This is a genomic window from uncultured Butyricimonas sp. (assembly GCF_959596855.1).
GTDB lineage: Bacteria > Bacteroidota > Bacteroidia > Bacteroidales > Marinifilaceae > Butyricimonas > Butyricimonas muris.
Genome location: NZ_CAUFYA010000010.1, coordinates 32369 through 49687, shown reverse-complemented (window position 1 = coordinate 49687; position 17319 = coordinate 32369). Strand labels below are relative to the sequence as shown.

The 17319-nt window shown below is 43.6% G+C and carries 12 protein-coding genes; all 12 read left to right on the top strand.

The window, feature by feature from the left end:
* Positions 1-7: 7 nt before the first annotated feature.
* The 12 genes from Q5866_RS06515 to Q5866_RS06460 all read left to right on the top strand — a co-directional run bounded on the left by Q5866_RS06515 (position 8) and on the right by Q5866_RS06460 (position 17262).
* Positions 8-2302: a Gldg family protein gene (locus Q5866_RS06515; RefSeq protein WP_303179580.1), complete on the top strand. Its 2295-nt coding sequence runs from the start codon at positions 8-10 to the stop codon at positions 2300-2302.
* Between the two features lie 179 nt (positions 2303-2481).
* Complete coding sequence (locus tag Q5866_RS06510; RefSeq protein WP_099290345.1) at positions 2482-3039, top strand: RNA polymerase sigma factor; 558 nt, start codon at positions 2482-2484, stop codon at positions 3037-3039.
* A 90-nt stretch (positions 3040-3129) separates the two neighbouring features.
* On the top strand, positions 3130-4305 hold the full coding sequence (locus tag Q5866_RS06505; protein ID WP_303179577.1) for a FecR family protein: 1176 nt from the start codon (positions 3130-3132) through the stop codon (positions 4303-4305).
* Between the two features lie 80 nt (positions 4306-4385).
* Positions 4386-7997, top strand: a complete 3612-nt coding sequence (locus tag Q5866_RS06500; RefSeq protein ID WP_368502018.1) for a SusC/RagA family TonB-linked outer membrane protein — start codon at positions 4386-4388, stop codon at positions 7995-7997.
* Between the two features lie 12 nt (positions 7998-8009).
* Positions 8010-9539 (top strand): RagB/SusD family nutrient uptake outer membrane protein, encoded by a 1530-nt coding sequence (locus Q5866_RS06495; RefSeq protein ID WP_303179643.1) that lies wholly within the window; start codon positions 8010-8012, stop codon positions 9537-9539.
* A 12-nt stretch (positions 9540-9551) separates the two neighbouring features.
* Positions 9552-10511, top strand: coding sequence for a hypothetical protein (locus Q5866_RS06490; protein ID WP_303179575.1), 960 nt, complete (start codon positions 9552-9554; stop codon positions 10509-10511).
* A gap of 90 nt (positions 10512-10601) precedes the next feature.
* The gene (locus tag Q5866_RS06485) at positions 10602-11687 is read left to right on the top strand and encodes a TlpA disulfide reductase family protein (RefSeq protein ID WP_303179574.1); all 1086 of its coding nucleotides are present in this window, start codon (positions 10602-10604) and stop codon (positions 11685-11687) included.
* Positions 11688-11698: 11 nt separating this feature from the next.
* Positions 11699-12490, top strand: a complete 792-nt coding sequence (locus Q5866_RS06480) for a hypothetical protein (RefSeq protein WP_303179572.1) — start codon at positions 11699-11701, stop codon at positions 12488-12490.
* Positions 12490-13569 carry a TlpA disulfide reductase family protein gene (locus Q5866_RS06475; protein WP_303179571.1) on the top strand — a complete coding sequence of 360 codons (1080 nt, stop codon included), beginning with the start codon at positions 12490-12492 and terminating at the stop codon, positions 13567-13569. The genes Q5866_RS06480 and Q5866_RS06475 overlap by 1 nt, the downstream gene beginning before the upstream one ends.
* A 12-nt stretch (positions 13570-13581) precedes the next feature.
* Positions 13582-14430 carry a TlpA disulfide reductase family protein gene (locus Q5866_RS06470; protein WP_303179570.1) on the top strand — a complete coding sequence of 283 codons (849 nt, stop codon included), beginning with the start codon at positions 13582-13584 and terminating at the stop codon, positions 14428-14430.
* 24 nt (positions 14431-14454) lie between these two features.
* A complete protein-coding gene (locus Q5866_RS06465; protein WP_303179568.1) occupies positions 14455-16083 on the top strand; it encodes a S8 family serine peptidase in 1629 nt (542 codons plus the stop codon).
* Positions 16084-16098: 15 nt separating this feature from the next.
* Positions 16099-17262: a retropepsin-like aspartic protease gene (locus Q5866_RS06460; protein ID WP_303179567.1), complete on the top strand. Its 1164-nt coding sequence runs from the start codon at positions 16099-16101 to the stop codon at positions 17260-17262.
* The last annotated feature ends 57 nt before the right edge of the window (positions 17263-17319 follow it).

The window sequence follows — 17319 nt, the reverse complement described above, 5'->3', positions numbered from 1 at the left end:
AAAAAATATGAAGATGATATATAGGATTGCCCGGACGGAGATGCAAACTTTGTTTTATTCGCCCGTGGCGTGGTTGATTATTGTGATTTTCACGTTTCAAGTGGGAATGTATTTTTCCGATATATTCGGGGGAATGGTTCGGAATCAGGAATTAGGATATACATTGCGGAGTGTAACGTTGAACGTGTTCTCCGGTCGGTTCGGGCTGTTCACGGAAGTGCAGCAATATCTCTATTTCTATATTCCTTTGTTGACCATGGGGTTGATGAGCCGGGAGTTGGGGAGTGGTTCCATTAAATTACTGTATTCTTCTCCGGTGACGAATATACAAATCATTTTGGGTAAGTTTTTGTCCATGATGTTTTATGGTTTGATATTGATGTTCGTCCTGTTTATTTTTGGTATTTATGGCGTTTTCACGATTAAGATGATAGATTTTCCAGTAGTTCTATCCGGTTTACTGGGATTATATTTGTTGACGTGTGCTTATGCTGCTATCGGGCTTTTTATGTCGAGTTTAACTTCTTATCAAGTCGTTGCGGCAATGGGGACGTTAGCGGTATTAGCTGTGTTGAATTTTGTCGGGGGAATGTGGCAGGAGATGGAGTTCGTGCGTGATATTACTTATTGGCTGTCTATTAACGGTCGTGCGGCAGAATTTATCAATGGGTTGATTTGTAGTGAAGATGTTCTTTACTTTTTAATTGTAATCGCTCTTTTTCTCTCGTTGGCTGTATTGAGATTGAAATCCATTCGTCAAAAAAGTTCTGCAGTTATTTCTTTCGGGAAATATATGGGGGTAATTTGTCTTGCCATGTTTTTTGGATATTTGAGTTCTCGTCCGAACTTGATGGGATTTTATGATACGACCCGTACTAAAGTGAGAACATTGACGCCTAACAGTCAGGAGATCGTGAATAAAATGGAAGGTGGGTTGACGATCACGACTTATACCAATTTGTTGGATGAGTATTACACTGTTGCTTTACCTCGTTATGTGAATCAAGATCTGGATCGTTTCAAGCAATACCGGAGATTTAAGCCTGAAATTAGAATGAAATACGTGTATTATTACGATAAGGCGAATAACCCGCAATTGGACAGGCGTTTCCCGGAACTGAACGATCGGGAACGGATGGTAAAGACGGCTAATTCATGGGATCTGGATACGAATATGTTTTTAACGCCGGAGCAGATTCGGGAACAAATAGATTTGAGTCCCGAGGGGAATCGGTTCGTGCGTCAGTTGAAGCGGGATAACGGGCAGCAAACTTTCTTGCGGATATTTGATGATATGTATCGCCATCCTTTCGAGAGTGAAATCACGGCAGCTTTCAAGCGGCTAGTGATGCAGCTTCCGGTTGTCGGGTTCATTAAGGGACACGGGGAACGGGATTGTGTTCGGGAAGGTGACAGGGATTATAATCGTTTTGCCCAAGATAAACCGTTCCGGTATTCACTGATTAATCAAGGCTTTGATTTTGAGGAAATAACTCTTGATAAAGATATTCCGGAACATTTGGCGATATTGGTGCTTGCCGATGTAAGGACTCCTTTCTCCGGGGAAGAAATGCAGCGACTGAACCGGTATATCGAGAAAGGTGGTAATATTTTGATTGCAGGGGAACCCCGCAGGCAGGAAATCATGAATCCGATTATCCGGTCACTAGGGGTGCAATTTATGCCGGGACGATTGGTTCACCCGAGTGAAAATTTCCAAGCTGATTTTATTATCGCCAGACCGACTTACGAGGCGGGAGAGTTGTCTTATATTTTTAAAGATATGATCGATCGGGAAAGAGTGTTGACAATGCCCGGTTGCACGGGCTTGGAATACACGGAGGACAAAGGGTTTCATGTAACACCGCTTTTTGCTAGCGATACCGTGGGGTGTTGGAATGAAGTGGAAACAACGGATTTTGTTGATGACACGGTACGGCTTAATCCTGCTGTTGGAGAAGTGGAACGGACGTACGTCACTGCTTTGGCTCTTTCCCGGAAAGTGGGAGATAAAGAGCAAAAGATTGTCATTCTAGGCGATGCGGATTGTATCAGTAACGGGGAGATCAGTATCAGTCGTAAAAACGTCAGGGCGGCAAATTACTCGTTGGTCAGCGGGTCATTCTTCTGGATGTCCGACGAAGAAGTGCCTATTGATGTCCGGCGCCCGACGGCTCCCGATAATGCTGTGAATATCGGGGATACGGGAATGTATATTTCTAAGATTGGTTTCATGGGATGTTTACCGGTAGCCTTGGCGATCTGGGCTATTTTTATCTGGGTGAGAAGACGGGGACGCTAGAGTAAACAGAAGCGAAATATTATTGTAGTGTGTTATTAAGTCTAGTGTTGCGTATAGACTTGCTTCTTGATAAGAATCGTATAAATATAAATTATTTATGCGATTCTTTTTTTGCTTATTATCACTTGATGATTTTTTCTATCTTTGTAAGCATATTAGTATTTTATAAAAGGAATATTATGGAGAAATCCTTGAGAGCATTGCAGAATGGTGACGAGAAAGCCTTTCGATTGCTATTCGATGAATTCTATACTGCACTTTGTTTGTTTGCCGAACGTTATCTTGGAGAACGGGAGGCGGCGGCTGATGTGGTACAGGAAGCTTTTGTAAAATACTGGGACCGTCATGCTGATTTTGACAATTACTATAAAATAAAGTCGTTCCTTTACGTGGTCGTTCGTCATGCATGTTTAAATCAACTTCGAGATAGGCTCGAAAGAGTTGAGATAGAAGAGGGGATGGCTATTGAATCGGATGAGTTTTTTCAAGAGCAAATGATGGAGGAAGAGGCGTATAGAGTATTTTATCGTTCTATAGAGGAATTGCCCCCGCAAATGCGGAGTGTCATTCATTATGCTCTGGAAGGATTGAAGAATTCTGAGATTGCTGAAAAAATGGGCGTATCCGGTCATGCCGTTCACGCGTATAAAAAGGAAGCGTATAAAAAACTGAAGGAGAGCATGAAAGGGCATTACTACTTGTTGGAAACCATTTTCTTTATTCTCCTGAATAGTTAATAAATAATAAAATTTCAAAGACCGACATACCCTATATCTTGTTTCTTGTGTTGTAAAGAAAAGAGTGAGATAAAAATCTTTACACGAGAAATGGATAAAATTTATTTTGATATTGCGATTTTAGTTGGGAAGTATCTGGCAGGAAATTTAACAGAGGAGGAACACGTGCGTTTGAATGATTGGCTGGTTGCTTCCGAGCGGCATAGGAAATGGTTCAGGAAAGTGACTTCAGAGGCTTACAAGCGGGAGAAAGGAAAAGTTTCCCGTGCTATAGACATAGATGCCGGATGGAAAGGTTTACAAGCGAAACGTTTTTCCGGGCGGCGTAGGATGCGATGGATTCGCTTTGGGAAATATGCCGCTGTATTGTTGCTCCCTCTACTTGTGATTGGGGTGATGTACTTGCAGCTGCACGAGAGTGGTTCTGGAATGGGGAGCGTGGAAACAATTGCGTCCGGAACTCGCAAAGCTTATTTGATAATGGGCGATGGTACTTCCGTGTCCGTGGAGAATCAGCAACAGCGCCTGTTGGAAGAGAAAGACGGAACTAAAATTAATGTGCAGAAAGAGCATATCACGTATGAAAACGCGATTGCTAATAAAAAGAGTGCTCTAATCTATAATGAATTGGTTATCCCGCGGGGAGGGGAGTTTTCATTGACACTGTCTGATGGTACCGTCGTTTATTTAAACGCGGAGTCAAAACTTCGTTTCCCCGTGCAATTTGATGGTAATAATCGAATCGTGGAACTCGAGGGAGAAGGGTACTTTCAAGTAGTTCATGACGAGAATGCCCCGTTTGTCGTGAAAACTGCCGGGATGAATGTACAGGTATTAGGAACGGAATTTAATGTTTCCGCTTATACTGAAGATACTGTAATTCAAACTACTCTAGTGAATGGTTCTGTGCGGGTTTCCTCGAATGATAGTGATAAAACAGTCGTGCTGAAACCGGGAGAACAAGTTGAATGTCGTCGTCAGGGAAATGGTTTACAAGTGAGAGATGTCGACGTGAGTAGCGTGATTGCATGGAAAGACGGGCGGCTTCGTTTTGAAGAAAAACCTTTGTGCGAGGTGATGAAGAGCGTGGCTCGTTGGTATGATGTGGAGGTCGTGTATTTGGATGAAGAGGTAAAATGGTATCCTTTCGGGTGTAATTTTAATCGTCATTCTACCATAGAGCCTTTGCTGAAAGTGTTTGAAGCCACGGGAACGGTGGAAACCCGTGTCGAGGGACGAAAGATATTTATAAAGAAACAAAAATAAAACGGAAGGTGGTGGCACACCTTCCGCTCACGGCACTTCATGTTGAAGTACTGTAATTTAAATAATAAACGTTCAAAGCTATGAAAAAAAATCATTGGTTTCCCTATCCTTGGGGAATAAAAATGAAGTATGTGTTACTATTTTGTCGAGTAACCTTATTTCTATGTTTGTTTTGTCCCGGATTGATAATGGCACAAGAGCAGAAAAGTGTTATTAATCTCTCCATGAAGGATGCGACTTTGAAAGAGGTCATCTGGAATATCGAGAAGCAATCCGGCTTCGTGTTCGCTTACAATGCCAATGATTTGGCAAAAGTGGGCAAAGTGAGTGTGGACATTAAAGAAAAAACTGTACCGGAAGCATTGGATATTTGTTTGAAAGGTACGGGACTGTCTTATGTCGTGCAAGAAAACATCATCGTGATTAAGCAAAAGGAAACGAAGGATGCCAAGATTGAAAAAGTTACGGTTCGAGGAAAGGTCGTGGATAAGGACGGTGCGCCTCTACCCGGGGTGACTATTTTAATCAAGGGTACTATCGTGGGTGTTTCCACGAATGGGGACGGACAATACGCTATAAGTGTCGCGAAACAGGATAGCCTTGTCTTTGTGTTCTCGTTTATCGGGCTGAAGACCAAAGAAGTCAAGTGGAACGGACAGGAAACATTGAATGTGGTGTTGGAGGAAGATTCCCATGTTATGGATGAGGTGGTGGTATCGACGGGGTACAATACTGTCAACCGCAGGGATATGGTCGGTTCCTACACGAGCGTGAAAGCCGCTGATGTCATGATGCCGGCGTATAACTCGATAGACCAGATGTTGCAGGGGCAGGTCGCCGGTATGGTGGTGATGAACACGAGTTCCCGGGTGGGAACAACCCCGAAAATCAAATTGAGAGGAACAACGACTATTTTTGGAAACCAAGCCCCGTTATGGGTGGTAGACGGTATTGTACAGAATGACCCTTTGGAGTTGGAAACCGCGGACGTTATGACTCAAGACCTGAAAGACATTGTGGGCAGTCAGATTTCTTGGTTGAACCCGATGGATATAGAAACAATTACCGTGCTGAAAGATGCTTCAGCCACGGCTGTTTACGGTTCAAAGGCTTCTAACGGGGTAATCGTGATTACCACGAAGAAGGGAAAAGCAGGCAGGTTGACCGTGAACTACACGGGCAACATGACTATTAACACCCGCCCTAATTACGGGATGTTCAATTACATGAACTCCAAGGAGCGGGTACAGTTCTCGCAAGACGTGTATAATGCCGGGGTGTATTACAAGGAAGAACCGATAACTCAGCCATATACTTACGAGGGAGCCATGAAAATGTATTTGGCGGGCGATTTAAGTTATGATGAATTCATGAAAAGAAAGACTTTTTTGTCAACGGTGAATACGGATTGGTTCGATTTGTTAACCCGTTCGGCTGTCAGTCATAGTCATAACGTGAGTTTGGCAGGAGGTACTGAGGCGGTAACTTACAATGTTTCTTTAGGGTATAACAACACGTTGGGACAGGAAATCGGAAACTCCAACGAGAGAATGACCGGTCGGGTAGCGGTGAATATACGTTTACACGAGAAAGTGCGTTTGGATGCCAGTTTGAATGCAACTTCCAGTACAACAAAGGCTTTTGGCGAGGAAGTGAATCCGATGTCGTATGCCACGACAACGAGTCGTTCCATCCCGGCTTATGACGAAGAGGGGAATCCGGTATATTATCAAAAACGGGCAACTTATCTATACAATAGAAGTGTACAGAGTTTGAGTTACAATTTTATCAATGAACGGGATAATAGCGGCTCTATCAACAAAAATTTGCATGTATCTGCCGCCCTTAACTTCAGGTGGAATATATTGGATTGGTTGAGTTATGAATTTACCGGGGGATATACGGCCTCGAACACGAACGGGGAAACTTATAACACGGAGAGAACGTTCCGTGTGGCTTGGAGGTATCGCGGGTATGATTATGGAGCGGCGGAACCGAACAGTTCATTATTTAAAGCGGCACTTTTACCTTTCGGGGGTGTGTTGTTTACCACGGATGCCACGCAACGTGCTTATAATATCCAGAACAAAGTGTTAATATCCAAATCCTTTAACGAGGACCATCGTCTGAATGCCATGCTGGCAATGGAACTTCGTTCCTCTGCTGTTACCAACAATGCTAATAAAGTATGGGGATATATGCCCGACCGGGGAGAAACTCTGGTAAAACCCACGCCGCCGGATGAATTGCGTCCCTTGAGTAGTGCCGTTTCCGGTTGGGGAATATTGGATGAGATTTTCGGGAGTGGGACAGGATGGACGCGCACCAAGAATACGGATAATTACCTTTCTTTCTTTGCGACAGTGGCTTACTCGTTGAAAAATCGTTACGTGTTTAATTTCTCGATGCGAAATGATGAGTCCAATCGTTTCGGGCAGGACGTGAACAATCGGTTTGACCCGACATATTCTTTCGGCTTGTCTTGGAGAGTGATGGATGAGCCGTGGTTAGCGGGAATAAAGAAGTGGTTAAACAACTTTAACGTTCGTGCCACCTATGGAATACAGGGAAACGCGATGACTAAATTGGGACCGGATTTGACATTAAGACAATATGGCATTCTTTCGGTTTATAATCAGCATTACTCGAAAATCTCCGGTTTGCCGAACCCGAATCTTTCTTGGGAAAAAACAAAGTCTTGGGATTGGGGTGTGGATATGACCTTGCTTAATATATTTGATGTTGTGGTTGATTATTATAGAAGAAATTCGAACGTTATTGTCACCCAAGATTTGCCTTCCGAATACGGAATGTCGGATATGAAAATGAACGGGGGAAAAATAACGAACGAAGGAGTTGAGTTCACGGTTAGCTTTACCCCGGTAAGGACTAAAGATTGGGCTTTAAGTATCGCGTTGAACTCTTCTAAAAACTGGAATAAAACAGGAAAAGAAGAATACGAAGCCACAAGAGATGAGTTACTTGCCGGTAATAGCGAGAAAATCTTGAAAAAAGGCTATCCGGTGGGAGGTTTTTGGTCTTATTCTTTTGCCGGGTTAAGCAGTGAAGATGGGCGCCCCTTGTTTAATTATCTTGATGTGCCGGAAGCTGAAAGAAATTCCGGGGTAGACCCGACTACTTACTTGGTGTATTCCGGTACGAAAGAACCGAATTTTACCGGGGGATTGAATTTCAGTTTACGTTGGAAGACGTTGACACTTTCATCCGGTTTCTCCCTGTTGTTAGGATGCAAAAAACGTTTGCCTTCTCCATACGCCAATATACCTAATGGAGCGAAAATCCCGGATTCGGATGTGAATTTGAGTAAGGATTTAACCAAACGTTGGAAGAAACCGGGAGATGAAAACTACACGAAAATCCCCGGATTGGTGACGACGCTGAGTAGTAATGTTGTTTTACCGAATGGTTCGGAGGAACAGTGGATGAGAGTGTGGGAACAATCTGATGCTTTGGTGGCGGACGCTTCATTCTTGCGTTGCAGGCAATTGTCATTGTCTTGGCGGATTGGCGAAGATTGGTGCAAACGGATGGGGTTGAAGACGCTTTCCTTGAACGCCACGGTTTCAAATTTATTTGTTATAGCGAGCAAGCGCTTTAACGGTTTTGACCCGGAATTGGGGGATAGTGTGCATCCGAAGAATTATTCCGTGGGAATTAATATTGGATTTTAAAAATGTAGGATGATGAAAAAGTTATTGATAATATTATGCGCGGGTTTATTAGCCGCTTGTTCGGATTTCTTGGAACCCAAATCGCAAAGTGAATATATCCCGAGAGAAGCTGCAGCCTTGAATGAAATGTTATTGGGGAATGCTTATATACAAGCGGCAGGAGGGGATGAGGTCATGAATCTGTTGTTGATGTTCGACGATGATATCATGTGTTCGGATTCGGCAGGTGCGATAAACACGATGGTGATGACGGGAGATAATTTTCTGTTATTGGAGAAACTTTACGCGTGGCAGCCGGACATTTTTATACAGGAAGGTTCTTTGATGTATCAATCCCCTTGGGACTGGTTCTATTCTTATATCTTAGGGGCGAATGCGGCGTTGGATTACATTGATGGTGTTTCGGGAACCGATGATGAAAAAAATATCGTGAAAGCTCAGGCTTTCGCTTTGCGCGGTTACTATTATTTTCAGCTGGTAAATATGTGGGGAGCTCCCTATAACTATGACAAGAAAGCATTGGGGGTACCCTTGAAAGTAACCAGTGCGTTGGAAGCGAAAGAACTTCCCCGAAACACGGTTGAAGAAGTGTACACTCAGATTTTGGCGGATTTGAATGAAGCCGAGAAATCATACGAGAAATTGCCCAAGGAACAACAATACCGGAAAGATTACAGAACCAGTTTACCCATGGTGCAATTATTGAAATCCAGAGTTTACCTGTATATGGAGGATTGGAAAAATGCGGCTATTTATGCGCAGAAAGTGATTGATGATTGGGATTTCATGTTGATAGACCTAAACTCTTTGCCTCAGAAAACAACGGCACAACCGTATTATAATTTTATTTCGCAAGATTGTTCGGAAGTGATTTGGGTGTTCGGGAAGATAGATAAATTTGTGAATTTAGTGAAGCAGGAAATGATATTTCCCGACCCTTATAAACCGGGACAAAACTTAGAAACTAATTTCTTTAATGCTTCTTCCGGGTTGCTTGACGCTTTCAAAGCCGGGGACCTTCGCAAAGAGAATTATATCGTGCGTTCTCCTTACACCGATTCCAAAGATAACCAGCATCTTGGCGGATACGCCCCTTACGGGAAATTCGCGGTGAACTATGCCCATGAACCTATTAGCAACACGAACTTCGCTCATGCGTTTCGGTTGGCGGAAGCCTATTTGAATTTGGCAGAGGCTGCCGCGTTGGATAAGGATGAGAAAACAGCTAAACAAGCATTGGAAACATTGTTGGAGAAGCGTTTTGTGCCGGGCACAGTTTCGGTGACGGAAACGGGAAATGCATTGATTGAACGTGTCCGTCTGGAAAGACGGTTGGAATTATGTTTCGAGGGACATCGTTGGTTTGACCTGCGTCGCTACGGGATGCCGTCCATCACCCACGAGTGGAAGAGTAATGGACAGGTTATCAAGCGTTACACGCTGAAAGAAAAAGACCCGTTCTACACGTGGCCTATCCCGCAGGATGTGATGGAAGAGAACAGAAAGTTGGTACAAAATCCGTTACCGGAAGTAAGAAATTAAAGAGAATATACTATGAAATGGAGATATTATTTATATAGTTTGTTAGGCTGCGTCTTGTTTTTTTCCTGCTATAATGAAGATACATTGACAGACGACGCGAGTGGCGAAGATTTAGTTCGGTTTGAATTTCCTCAAGGCACGAATTCATGGGATGATGACGTGGTAGCTATCAAAGAGAAATTCAATGTATGTATTATTTACAAGGATTTTCAAGCCTCTGATTTGAATCGGACATGGACGGGAACTATTGGAAGTCAGACCTATTTTGGCGAGGGATTAAAGAGTGATGAACAGGCGGAGTTCATGATTAGTTTCATGAAAAACCATGTTTTTGCCTATCTGAACCCGGCGATTACTCAAAAGGTGTTTCCGATGTATTATTACATGGTTTATGATTGTCATGCTCCATTCGTGTTTGGACCTTACAATTTGAAAGCACCCATGAAAAATATTTTTGACGGGATGGATTACTGGTCGCTTTGTATGTTTTACGGGGAATCGGACCCCACGTCGGATATATTCTATGGCAGACTTGAAACTCCGGAAACCCCGGAAGATTTTTGGGAGTGGAGAGGAGTTATTTTGTATGAAATTTTAGAGAAAGCGTATGAAAAGGGAAATATAATTATTCCGGAAGAATTTCAAGCAGGGATTGACTATAAAACAGAGGTTGAATCCGATCCGGGAACAGAGGGAAATCCCAATTATTACACTAAACGAGGATTCCCGGGAGCATCATATGGTTTCTTAAGGCTGGATGCGTTGAGTGGGATAGGAAACACCAACCCGAGTAAGAACTTTTTCGCTTACATACATTTGGGTATGAGGTACACTTCGGAAGAACTGGAAGCAAAGCATCCGAAAGCAAATAATCCCTTGTTGTGGGAGAAACGTCAATACGTTCTTAATTACATGAAAACTAAATACGATTTGGATTTGGAGGCGATAGCTAAAATTCCGGCTGTGAATTAATTATCAAAAAAATATTTCAAATAATAGAACTGTCTAACGTTTCTCTTGTTAGACAGTTCCCACTCTAGTATTGATTAAAAAATGTATTGTATGAATTATTGGTATGTAAATTTACTGGGACTACTCTTTTTTATTTTCCCGTGCAGCGGAAATGCTCAATCCCGAACTTCATTGCAAGATGAGGTAATCAAAGAATGGAACAACTACAGTCTTGAGGGAGCCACCGTAGAATCGATTTTAAAGCAGAGAGCGGCTGTGGAGAAAATGATTCTTGCCCGTGACAAGAAAGATGAAATGGCACGTCTTGCCAATCAAGTGAAGGCAATAAATCTGGTTGCCGATTATTATAGACAACACCGGGACGCCAGTGTGAATAAAAGTGCGTTACGGAAAGTATTGAAAGGCGTACGTTTTGATTCGCGGGAGTTCTTGGCACTTTCCAATCTTCAAAGAAATATAGATACTTATTTCAACGTCAAAGCCTTGGCGGACGGTTACGAGGCATCCCGGATTTTAGGCGATAAACGGGATGAAGTGGAGTACGAAAAATACAAACAAATACTGGAATCCCGAAATTCCGATTTGATATTGTCTTATTTTGCAGGGATTAGGAGTGATTTTATTCTCAACTACACGGAAGCATTGAAAAAAGCCCGTCCTCTATTCGAGCAATATATGCCGGAGGGAGAATTAAGGCAATTGGTGATGGAACTGTATGCCGCAAAGGAACGTTTGAGTTCGGGAAAGGATGCTCCTCTCTTTACTTTAATAGATTATAAAAGACAAGAGCACTCTCTTCAAGATTTCAGGGGTAAAATATTGATAATCGACGTCTGGGCGACTTGGTGTGGAGGATGTATCCGTAAATTACCTTATTTAATGAAAGTTGCGGAGAAGTATAAAGACCGTGCGGACGTGGAATTTATCACCATATCTATTGACGAGGAGAGCAAATTCAATCATTGGAAGTACTCTTTGCCAAGATACAAATTGTTAGGAGTTAAGAATTTGATTGCCTTCCCGAAATCGACTCCCTTCCAGGACGATTATGATGTGCATGGTATTCCCCGGTATATCATAATAGATAAAGACGGGAAAATAATTGATACCGATGTTCCCGGTCCGGGCAATGGTTTCGAAGAATTTGTGGATAAATTATTAGGTAGTTCAATTTAAGCGTACGAGATATGAATAATTGTGTAAAGAAAGTCGTTTTGCTCGTCGTTGCTGTTTTTGCATTCATGAATGGTTGGGGACAAGCGAACGTGTTGGAACAGCAAAAGAAAGAATTCGAACAAGGAAAACGTGATATCGATTTTTTAGCGTATTATATCGCTAATTTAAAAGAGAGTAAAGAGCGTCAGGCACTGAGTCGAGCATTGGATTGTTATATCGTGCTCTTGCCCGAGGAACAACGGTATGCGGAACAAAGTGTACAGGATTTTATCAGTTACATCGATTATCAGGAAAGTCAGGTTTGTCTGGATTATATCAAGAATTGGGATAAACTCAGTTTGAGTGAAGAACAGGTGAAACAGATGAGTCCCAAAATGGAAGTAATGATTTTATGGCCGATATTTCATTGGATGACTTCTCCCGCCGAGAAAAAGCCGGCACAACCCGATTGTGAAGAAATCGTGTCATTATTGGATAACGGTAACGTGGCTACTGTCTTCCCCACGTGTAAAACCTTGTTGGAAATGTGGCAATTATACAAGCGGAAAGATATCGATAAAATGGTGAAATTATTCGTCGGTATGCTACAAGCCGGGTTGAATGTAAGCGGGATAGTAGACATGGGTGTGGCAGGTTATTTCGTAAATTATCTGCTGGAGGAAACAAACGTGTCACAGGCACAGGAAATACAATCAGCCTTGGAAAACCTTTTGAAGGACGATTCATTAGAAAGGGCTAAAGCCGCTTCACTGAAGGGATGGAATGATGATTTTACCGGTAAAATCTTACTAGGAGAAGAGTAATGAAAATAGAGATTGTTTTTATCTTGCTGTTGTGTATCGGGTGTTCCGGTACACAACAATACTCCTTCTCGATTCGAGGAAACGTGGAAGGAGCCAAATACGGCAAAGCATTTTTGTTGACACCCAAGGAAGAAGTCATTTGTTCCACGAAAATCGATGGAGGTGATTTTGAATTGCGGGGAACTTTGGAAGAACCCGGGCAATATGTATTGAGAGTGAACCGGCAACAATTCATGTTCTTCATGGATGGAAAGAAAATGCGAATAGAGTGCCCCTATCGTTCCTTCTCGTCCAAGTACTTGAAAGGAGCTCCGGCAAACGATTTGTCCATAGAGTACGGCAAACTCCAAGAAGACTATACGGCAAAGCAAGAGCGTTTTTTAAAAGAATATAAAAAAGCGATGGATACCGGGGAGCAAAAAGCGGCAGACGAGGCGATGACTCAAGTGCTGTTAGTTGGAGAATCGGAATTTGTCCTCACGAAAGAGTTCGTGCGTGAGCATCCCGACAATATCTTTTCGGCTTACATTTCGGAGAAAGCGGGGAGAGAGAATTACACGAAGGCAAAAGAGTTGTACGAGTTGCTGACTCCCCGGGCACAACAATGTTCATGGGGACGTCTGTTGAAACAGCACCTTGACGGTTTGGCAGCGTCCGCCGAAGGACTCGTGTGTCCGGAATTTACCGTGTCGGATGAGGATGGTAATCCGGTTACAATGAGTTCCTTGAAGGGAGATATTCTTGTTCTCGACTTTTGGGCATCTTGGTGTGGTCCGTGCCGTCAGGAGATGAAAAGTTTGCGAGAACAATACAAGGAGTTCAAGGATAAAGGCGTACGTTTCGTGAGCATCTCTCTGGATGCCTCTTCGGAAAAATGGAAAGAAGCGTGCAAGGAAGAGAACATTCCTTGGCTCAGTACTTTGGCAGATGGCGGATGGGATGATTCCGAGGTGCGAAAACTGTTCGGCATACAATCCATCCCTCACATCATACTGGTTGGCAAAGACGGGAAAATCGTGGGTAAAAACTTGCGTCGCAATCTTTTGCGAGATAAAATCATCGAGTTGTTGAACAAGTAAATGGTACTCCAAATGAGAAAAAAATTATTGATACAATTTATGATTGTATGGGGAGTTTGTGTGTCCGCTTATGCGCGGGAACAACAAACTTCTGACACGTGTACAGTCTTGAAAATGAATCTCGACACCCCGGATTTGGAATCGTTGCGGGAACCCGAAATCATTCGCCTCGTGAATAGAGTCTTGGCTCTCAAGGAACCCAAGTTGGACGTGATGGGGCGTGCCACGTGGGTATTATATAACATCCGGAGCGAGCGAGTGAGAGAATGTTACGTCATGTGGGCATTAGCTGAAAAATTGGATCGAGGGGATAACACGTTTATCGAGCATATTTTCACGGATATGGATTTGTGTTCCGTGTCTGAAAAATTGATAAATAGAGCCCGGGAATTGGTAGCCTTGTACGAACCTTTGCAACCCGGAAAGGATGCCCCGGACTTTGAACTCGAGTCGAGCGACGGGAAAACCGTTCGTTTGCACGATTTGCAAGGGAAACCGTTATATATAGAAGTGTGGAAACTTGATTCCGCGAATTGCCGGAAAGATTTGGCACGTTTGGAAGAATTGAAGTCGGAACATAAAAATGTTCAGTTCGTGACAGTAGTCGTTGAACCTCTGGGCAAGAAAGAAGCTTGGAAACAATTTTTGAGGGACAACGGTCACGAGGGCAAAGGCATTCATCTCTTTGCCGACGAGAACGCTACTTTCCGCGAGGCATATCGTATTAAGTCCATCCCCCGGTGTATATTGTTTGACGCGAAAGGGAAATTCCTAATCCCGTGGAGTGTATCACCGGGGAATGAGTATTTCCTCTATTTCCTTTCTATGTTGAAACAGCAACAGGGGAATAAAATGAAGTAATTAATGTATTAAATAAATAGAGTGATGAAAATAAAGAAATTATTCGGGAGCGTGTTGTTCATGTGTGCCGTGTTAGTGGCAGAAGCACAAACTCCTGTCGATTGGCACTTATTGTCGCCTGCCAAAGACAAAGTTTACGGGGCAGGTATTTTAGAAGCTTACCGTGAGTTGGAGAACACTACTCCCAAGCGAAAAGTGGTAGTGGCGTTAATTGATGCGGGCTTTGACGTGCAACACGAGGCTTTGGCTAACGTCTTGTGGCAAAACAAGAAAGAAGTTGCTGGGAATGGAAAAGACGACGATAAAAACGGGTATCGTGATGACCTGCATGGTTGGAATTTTCTTGCTTCTCCTGACGGTAAGTTAATCGAGAGGACTTCCGATGAAGCTTTCCGGCAGTTTTTGAAAGTGAAGGAGCGTTTCGATGAACTTCACGGGAAGGAAAGAAGTGATGAAGAAAGCAACGAATACATCGGGTATCTTAAATTTGCAAAGAACAGTCGGTTAGTATCCCTGTACACGGGAGCAAGTTTTAATTACAATATAGCTAAAGGCGTCGAAGAATTAGATCGGCTGTTACGGGAAAAATGTCCCGATCGTGAACCTACATTGGAAGATTTTGCAGCCTTGAACCCGATAGTGCAACAATCCGGTGATACGCTTCAGAAGATCGCCTACTATACTTATAGTATAATATGGAGCTTCGGGAATCAAAATAAGAAATGGGATACCTTGTATCGAAATCGCTACAGAAGCAGTGAGGCACAGCGTCAGGAGTGTGAAAAAGCGTGGGCGGCATTGGTCGACGAGAGGAGTTTGGCGAACGATGATTTCAATACCTTGTCAAACAAATATTACGGGAACCACGAGTTCCTTTCTGTTGCAGCCGACGAGGGAACAGCCGTGGCGGGTATCATTGCCGCCACTCCCGGTGTTGCCAAGGGGATAAAGGGAATTTCCGATCAAGTGGAATTGATGCTTATCCGTGCCGTCCCCTCCTCCGGTGACGCGTACGATAAAGATATAGCCTTGGCCATCCGTTATGCGGTAGAACAAGGAGCGGATATTATCAACATCAGTTTCGGGAAATACATGTTGGACAACCCGAAATGGATAGATGACGCTATCGCCTACGCCGAGAAACACGATGTATTGATTGTGCATTCCGCCGGCGATAACTATCGTGACACGGAGAAAGACCCGTATTTCCCGGTGGCACAAGGTCAGGGGCGTAAACACGCATTCTCCAATATAATCACGGTCGGAGCCTCCGATATGGAGGGAAATCCTTATATCAACAGTAATTACGGGGCAAGCAGTGTCGATGTCTTCGCTCCCGGCGTGCAATTGTACACAACGGTTCGCGGGGATAACTATCGTAAAGTGACGGGTACGAAAATAGCGGCTCCGGTAGTCACCGGTATCGCAGCCATGTTGAAATCTTATTACCCCTCGCTCAAAGCCTCACGAATAAAGGATATTTTAGTATGCACTGCCCGGCAGACGCCCTCTGCCACTGTCCCCTTCCCGCATGATCCGACCAATAGTGAAGGTGCGCCGACCGGGGGATATGACCGGTTATGTGTATCGGGAGGTATTGTTGATGCCGTTGCCGCTGTTCAACTGGCGCGTGAGATTTGTAAGGGAAAGTAATTAAAAATATTCAGTATGAAATTCAAACAATTATATATTAGTCTGTTGGTTGTGAGTCTTGTTTTTTCGTGTTTCACGACCAAGGCAGAAACTCCTGCCTTTTATGTAGAAGTGCCTTACACGACCATTAACGGGAAGATTATCATTGAAGCGCGAGCAGAAGGCGTCCCGGGAAAATTTATTTTTGACACGGGTGCACCTACTTATATCACCTATTCTCTGGCTCGTCGTCTTTCTTTAGAATCCACGAGCACGCAAAATATTCTGGATGCTCACAATCAGTCGATGACTTTGGAGAAGACACAATTGAAAAGTTTGTCCATGGGGATGAAGCCGGGAATTAATATAGAAGAAATTCCGGTCACGATTATGCCCGAAGGTCATCTTATCGAACAATTCGGCGTGGATGGAATGATCGGTTGCGAGTTATTCCCGGGGGCTGTCGTGCGTATAGATTCTCGTCAGAAAAAGATAATTATAACCGATAACATTTCCCCTTTCCGTATTAATTTGAGGAATCGTTTGCCGTTGCTCCACGTGCAAGGGCAGATACCATTTATAGAATTGAACGTGGGAGCGGGGGTGATGGAAACGGTTATGTTCGATAGCGGTTCGGGAGCTTTTTATGAAATGATCTCCGCCACGGCGTCGGAAGCTCTTCGGGAAAATGCCGCCGCTTTGCAATCCAAGGGATACGGTAGTAGTGGTATCGGTATGGCGGGGGCTGCCTCTGCCGGTGAACATAATTTGATTCGTTTATTTGAGTTGCGTGTCAGCACGGGACGTTTCCGGAATATTGTCACGGAATCGATGGATGCACCGTGTTCCCGTTTGGGTTCACAATTATTGGACTACGGTACGGTGACGATTGATTACGCCTCGAGCGCTTTTTATTTTGAGCCTTTTGAATCGGCACCTCAAGATTTGTACAAGAAAAGATGGAACGTGGATTTCACCGTGGCGAATGGTCACGTCGTGATTGCTTGCGTTTGGGGAGAGCTGGTGGAAAAGATTTCTCCGGGAGAACGTGTTTTGAAGATAGACGGGGAACCCGTCGGGGAGGTAAATGTCGCCGATGCCTTGCAATCTTCGATAGTGAAAATTAAGAACGAGAAAGCTGTTATCACGGTTTTACGACAAGATGGAACGGAAGTGGATGTCACTATTGAAAAGAAGTAAATAGTAGATATATTTTTAAGGGGCCGCATGAATGATTTTTAATGCGGTCTCTTTTTT

Excerpts from the sequence above, each read along its gene's own strand:
- Q5866_RS06495 (WP_303179643.1), top strand. The coding sequence starts at position 8,010 with ATGAAAAAGTTATTGATAATATTATGCGCGGGTTTATTAGCCGCTTGT.
- Q5866_RS06475 (WP_303179571.1), top strand. The coding sequence starts at position 12,490 with ATGAAAATAGAGATTGTTTTTATCTTGCTGTTGTGTATCGGGTGTTCC.
- Q5866_RS06485 (WP_303179574.1), top strand. The coding sequence starts at position 10,602 with ATGAATTATTGGTATGTAAATTTACTGGGACTACTCTTTTTTATTTTC.
- Q5866_RS06480 (WP_303179572.1), top strand. The coding sequence starts at position 11,699 with ATGAATAATTGTGTAAAGAAAGTCGTTTTGCTCGTCGTTGCTGTTTTT.
- Q5866_RS06510 (WP_099290345.1), top strand. The coding sequence starts at position 2,482 with ATGGAGAAATCCTTGAGAGCATTGCAGAATGGTGACGAGAAAGCCTTT.
- Q5866_RS06500 (WP_368502018.1), top strand. The coding sequence starts at position 4,386 with ATGAAAAAAAATCATTGGTTTCCCTATCCTTGGGGAATAAAAATGAAG.
- Q5866_RS06470 (WP_303179570.1), top strand. The coding sequence starts at position 13,582 with ATGAGAAAAAAATTATTGATACAATTTATGATTGTATGGGGAGTTTGT.
- Q5866_RS06505 (WP_303179577.1), top strand. The coding sequence starts at position 3,130 with ATGGATAAAATTTATTTTGATATTGCGATTTTAGTTGGGAAGTATCTG.
- Q5866_RS06465 (WP_303179568.1), top strand. The coding sequence starts at position 14,455 with ATGAAAATAAAGAAATTATTCGGGAGCGTGTTGTTCATGTGTGCCGTG.
- Q5866_RS06490 (WP_303179575.1), top strand. The coding sequence starts at position 9,552 with ATGAAATGGAGATATTATTTATATAGTTTGTTAGGCTGCGTCTTGTTT.
- Q5866_RS06460 (WP_303179567.1), top strand. The coding sequence starts at position 16,099 with ATGAAATTCAAACAATTATATATTAGTCTGTTGGTTGTGAGTCTTGTT.
- Q5866_RS06515 (WP_303179580.1), top strand. The coding sequence starts at position 8 with ATGAAGATGATATATAGGATTGCCCGGACGGAGATGCAAACTTTGTTT.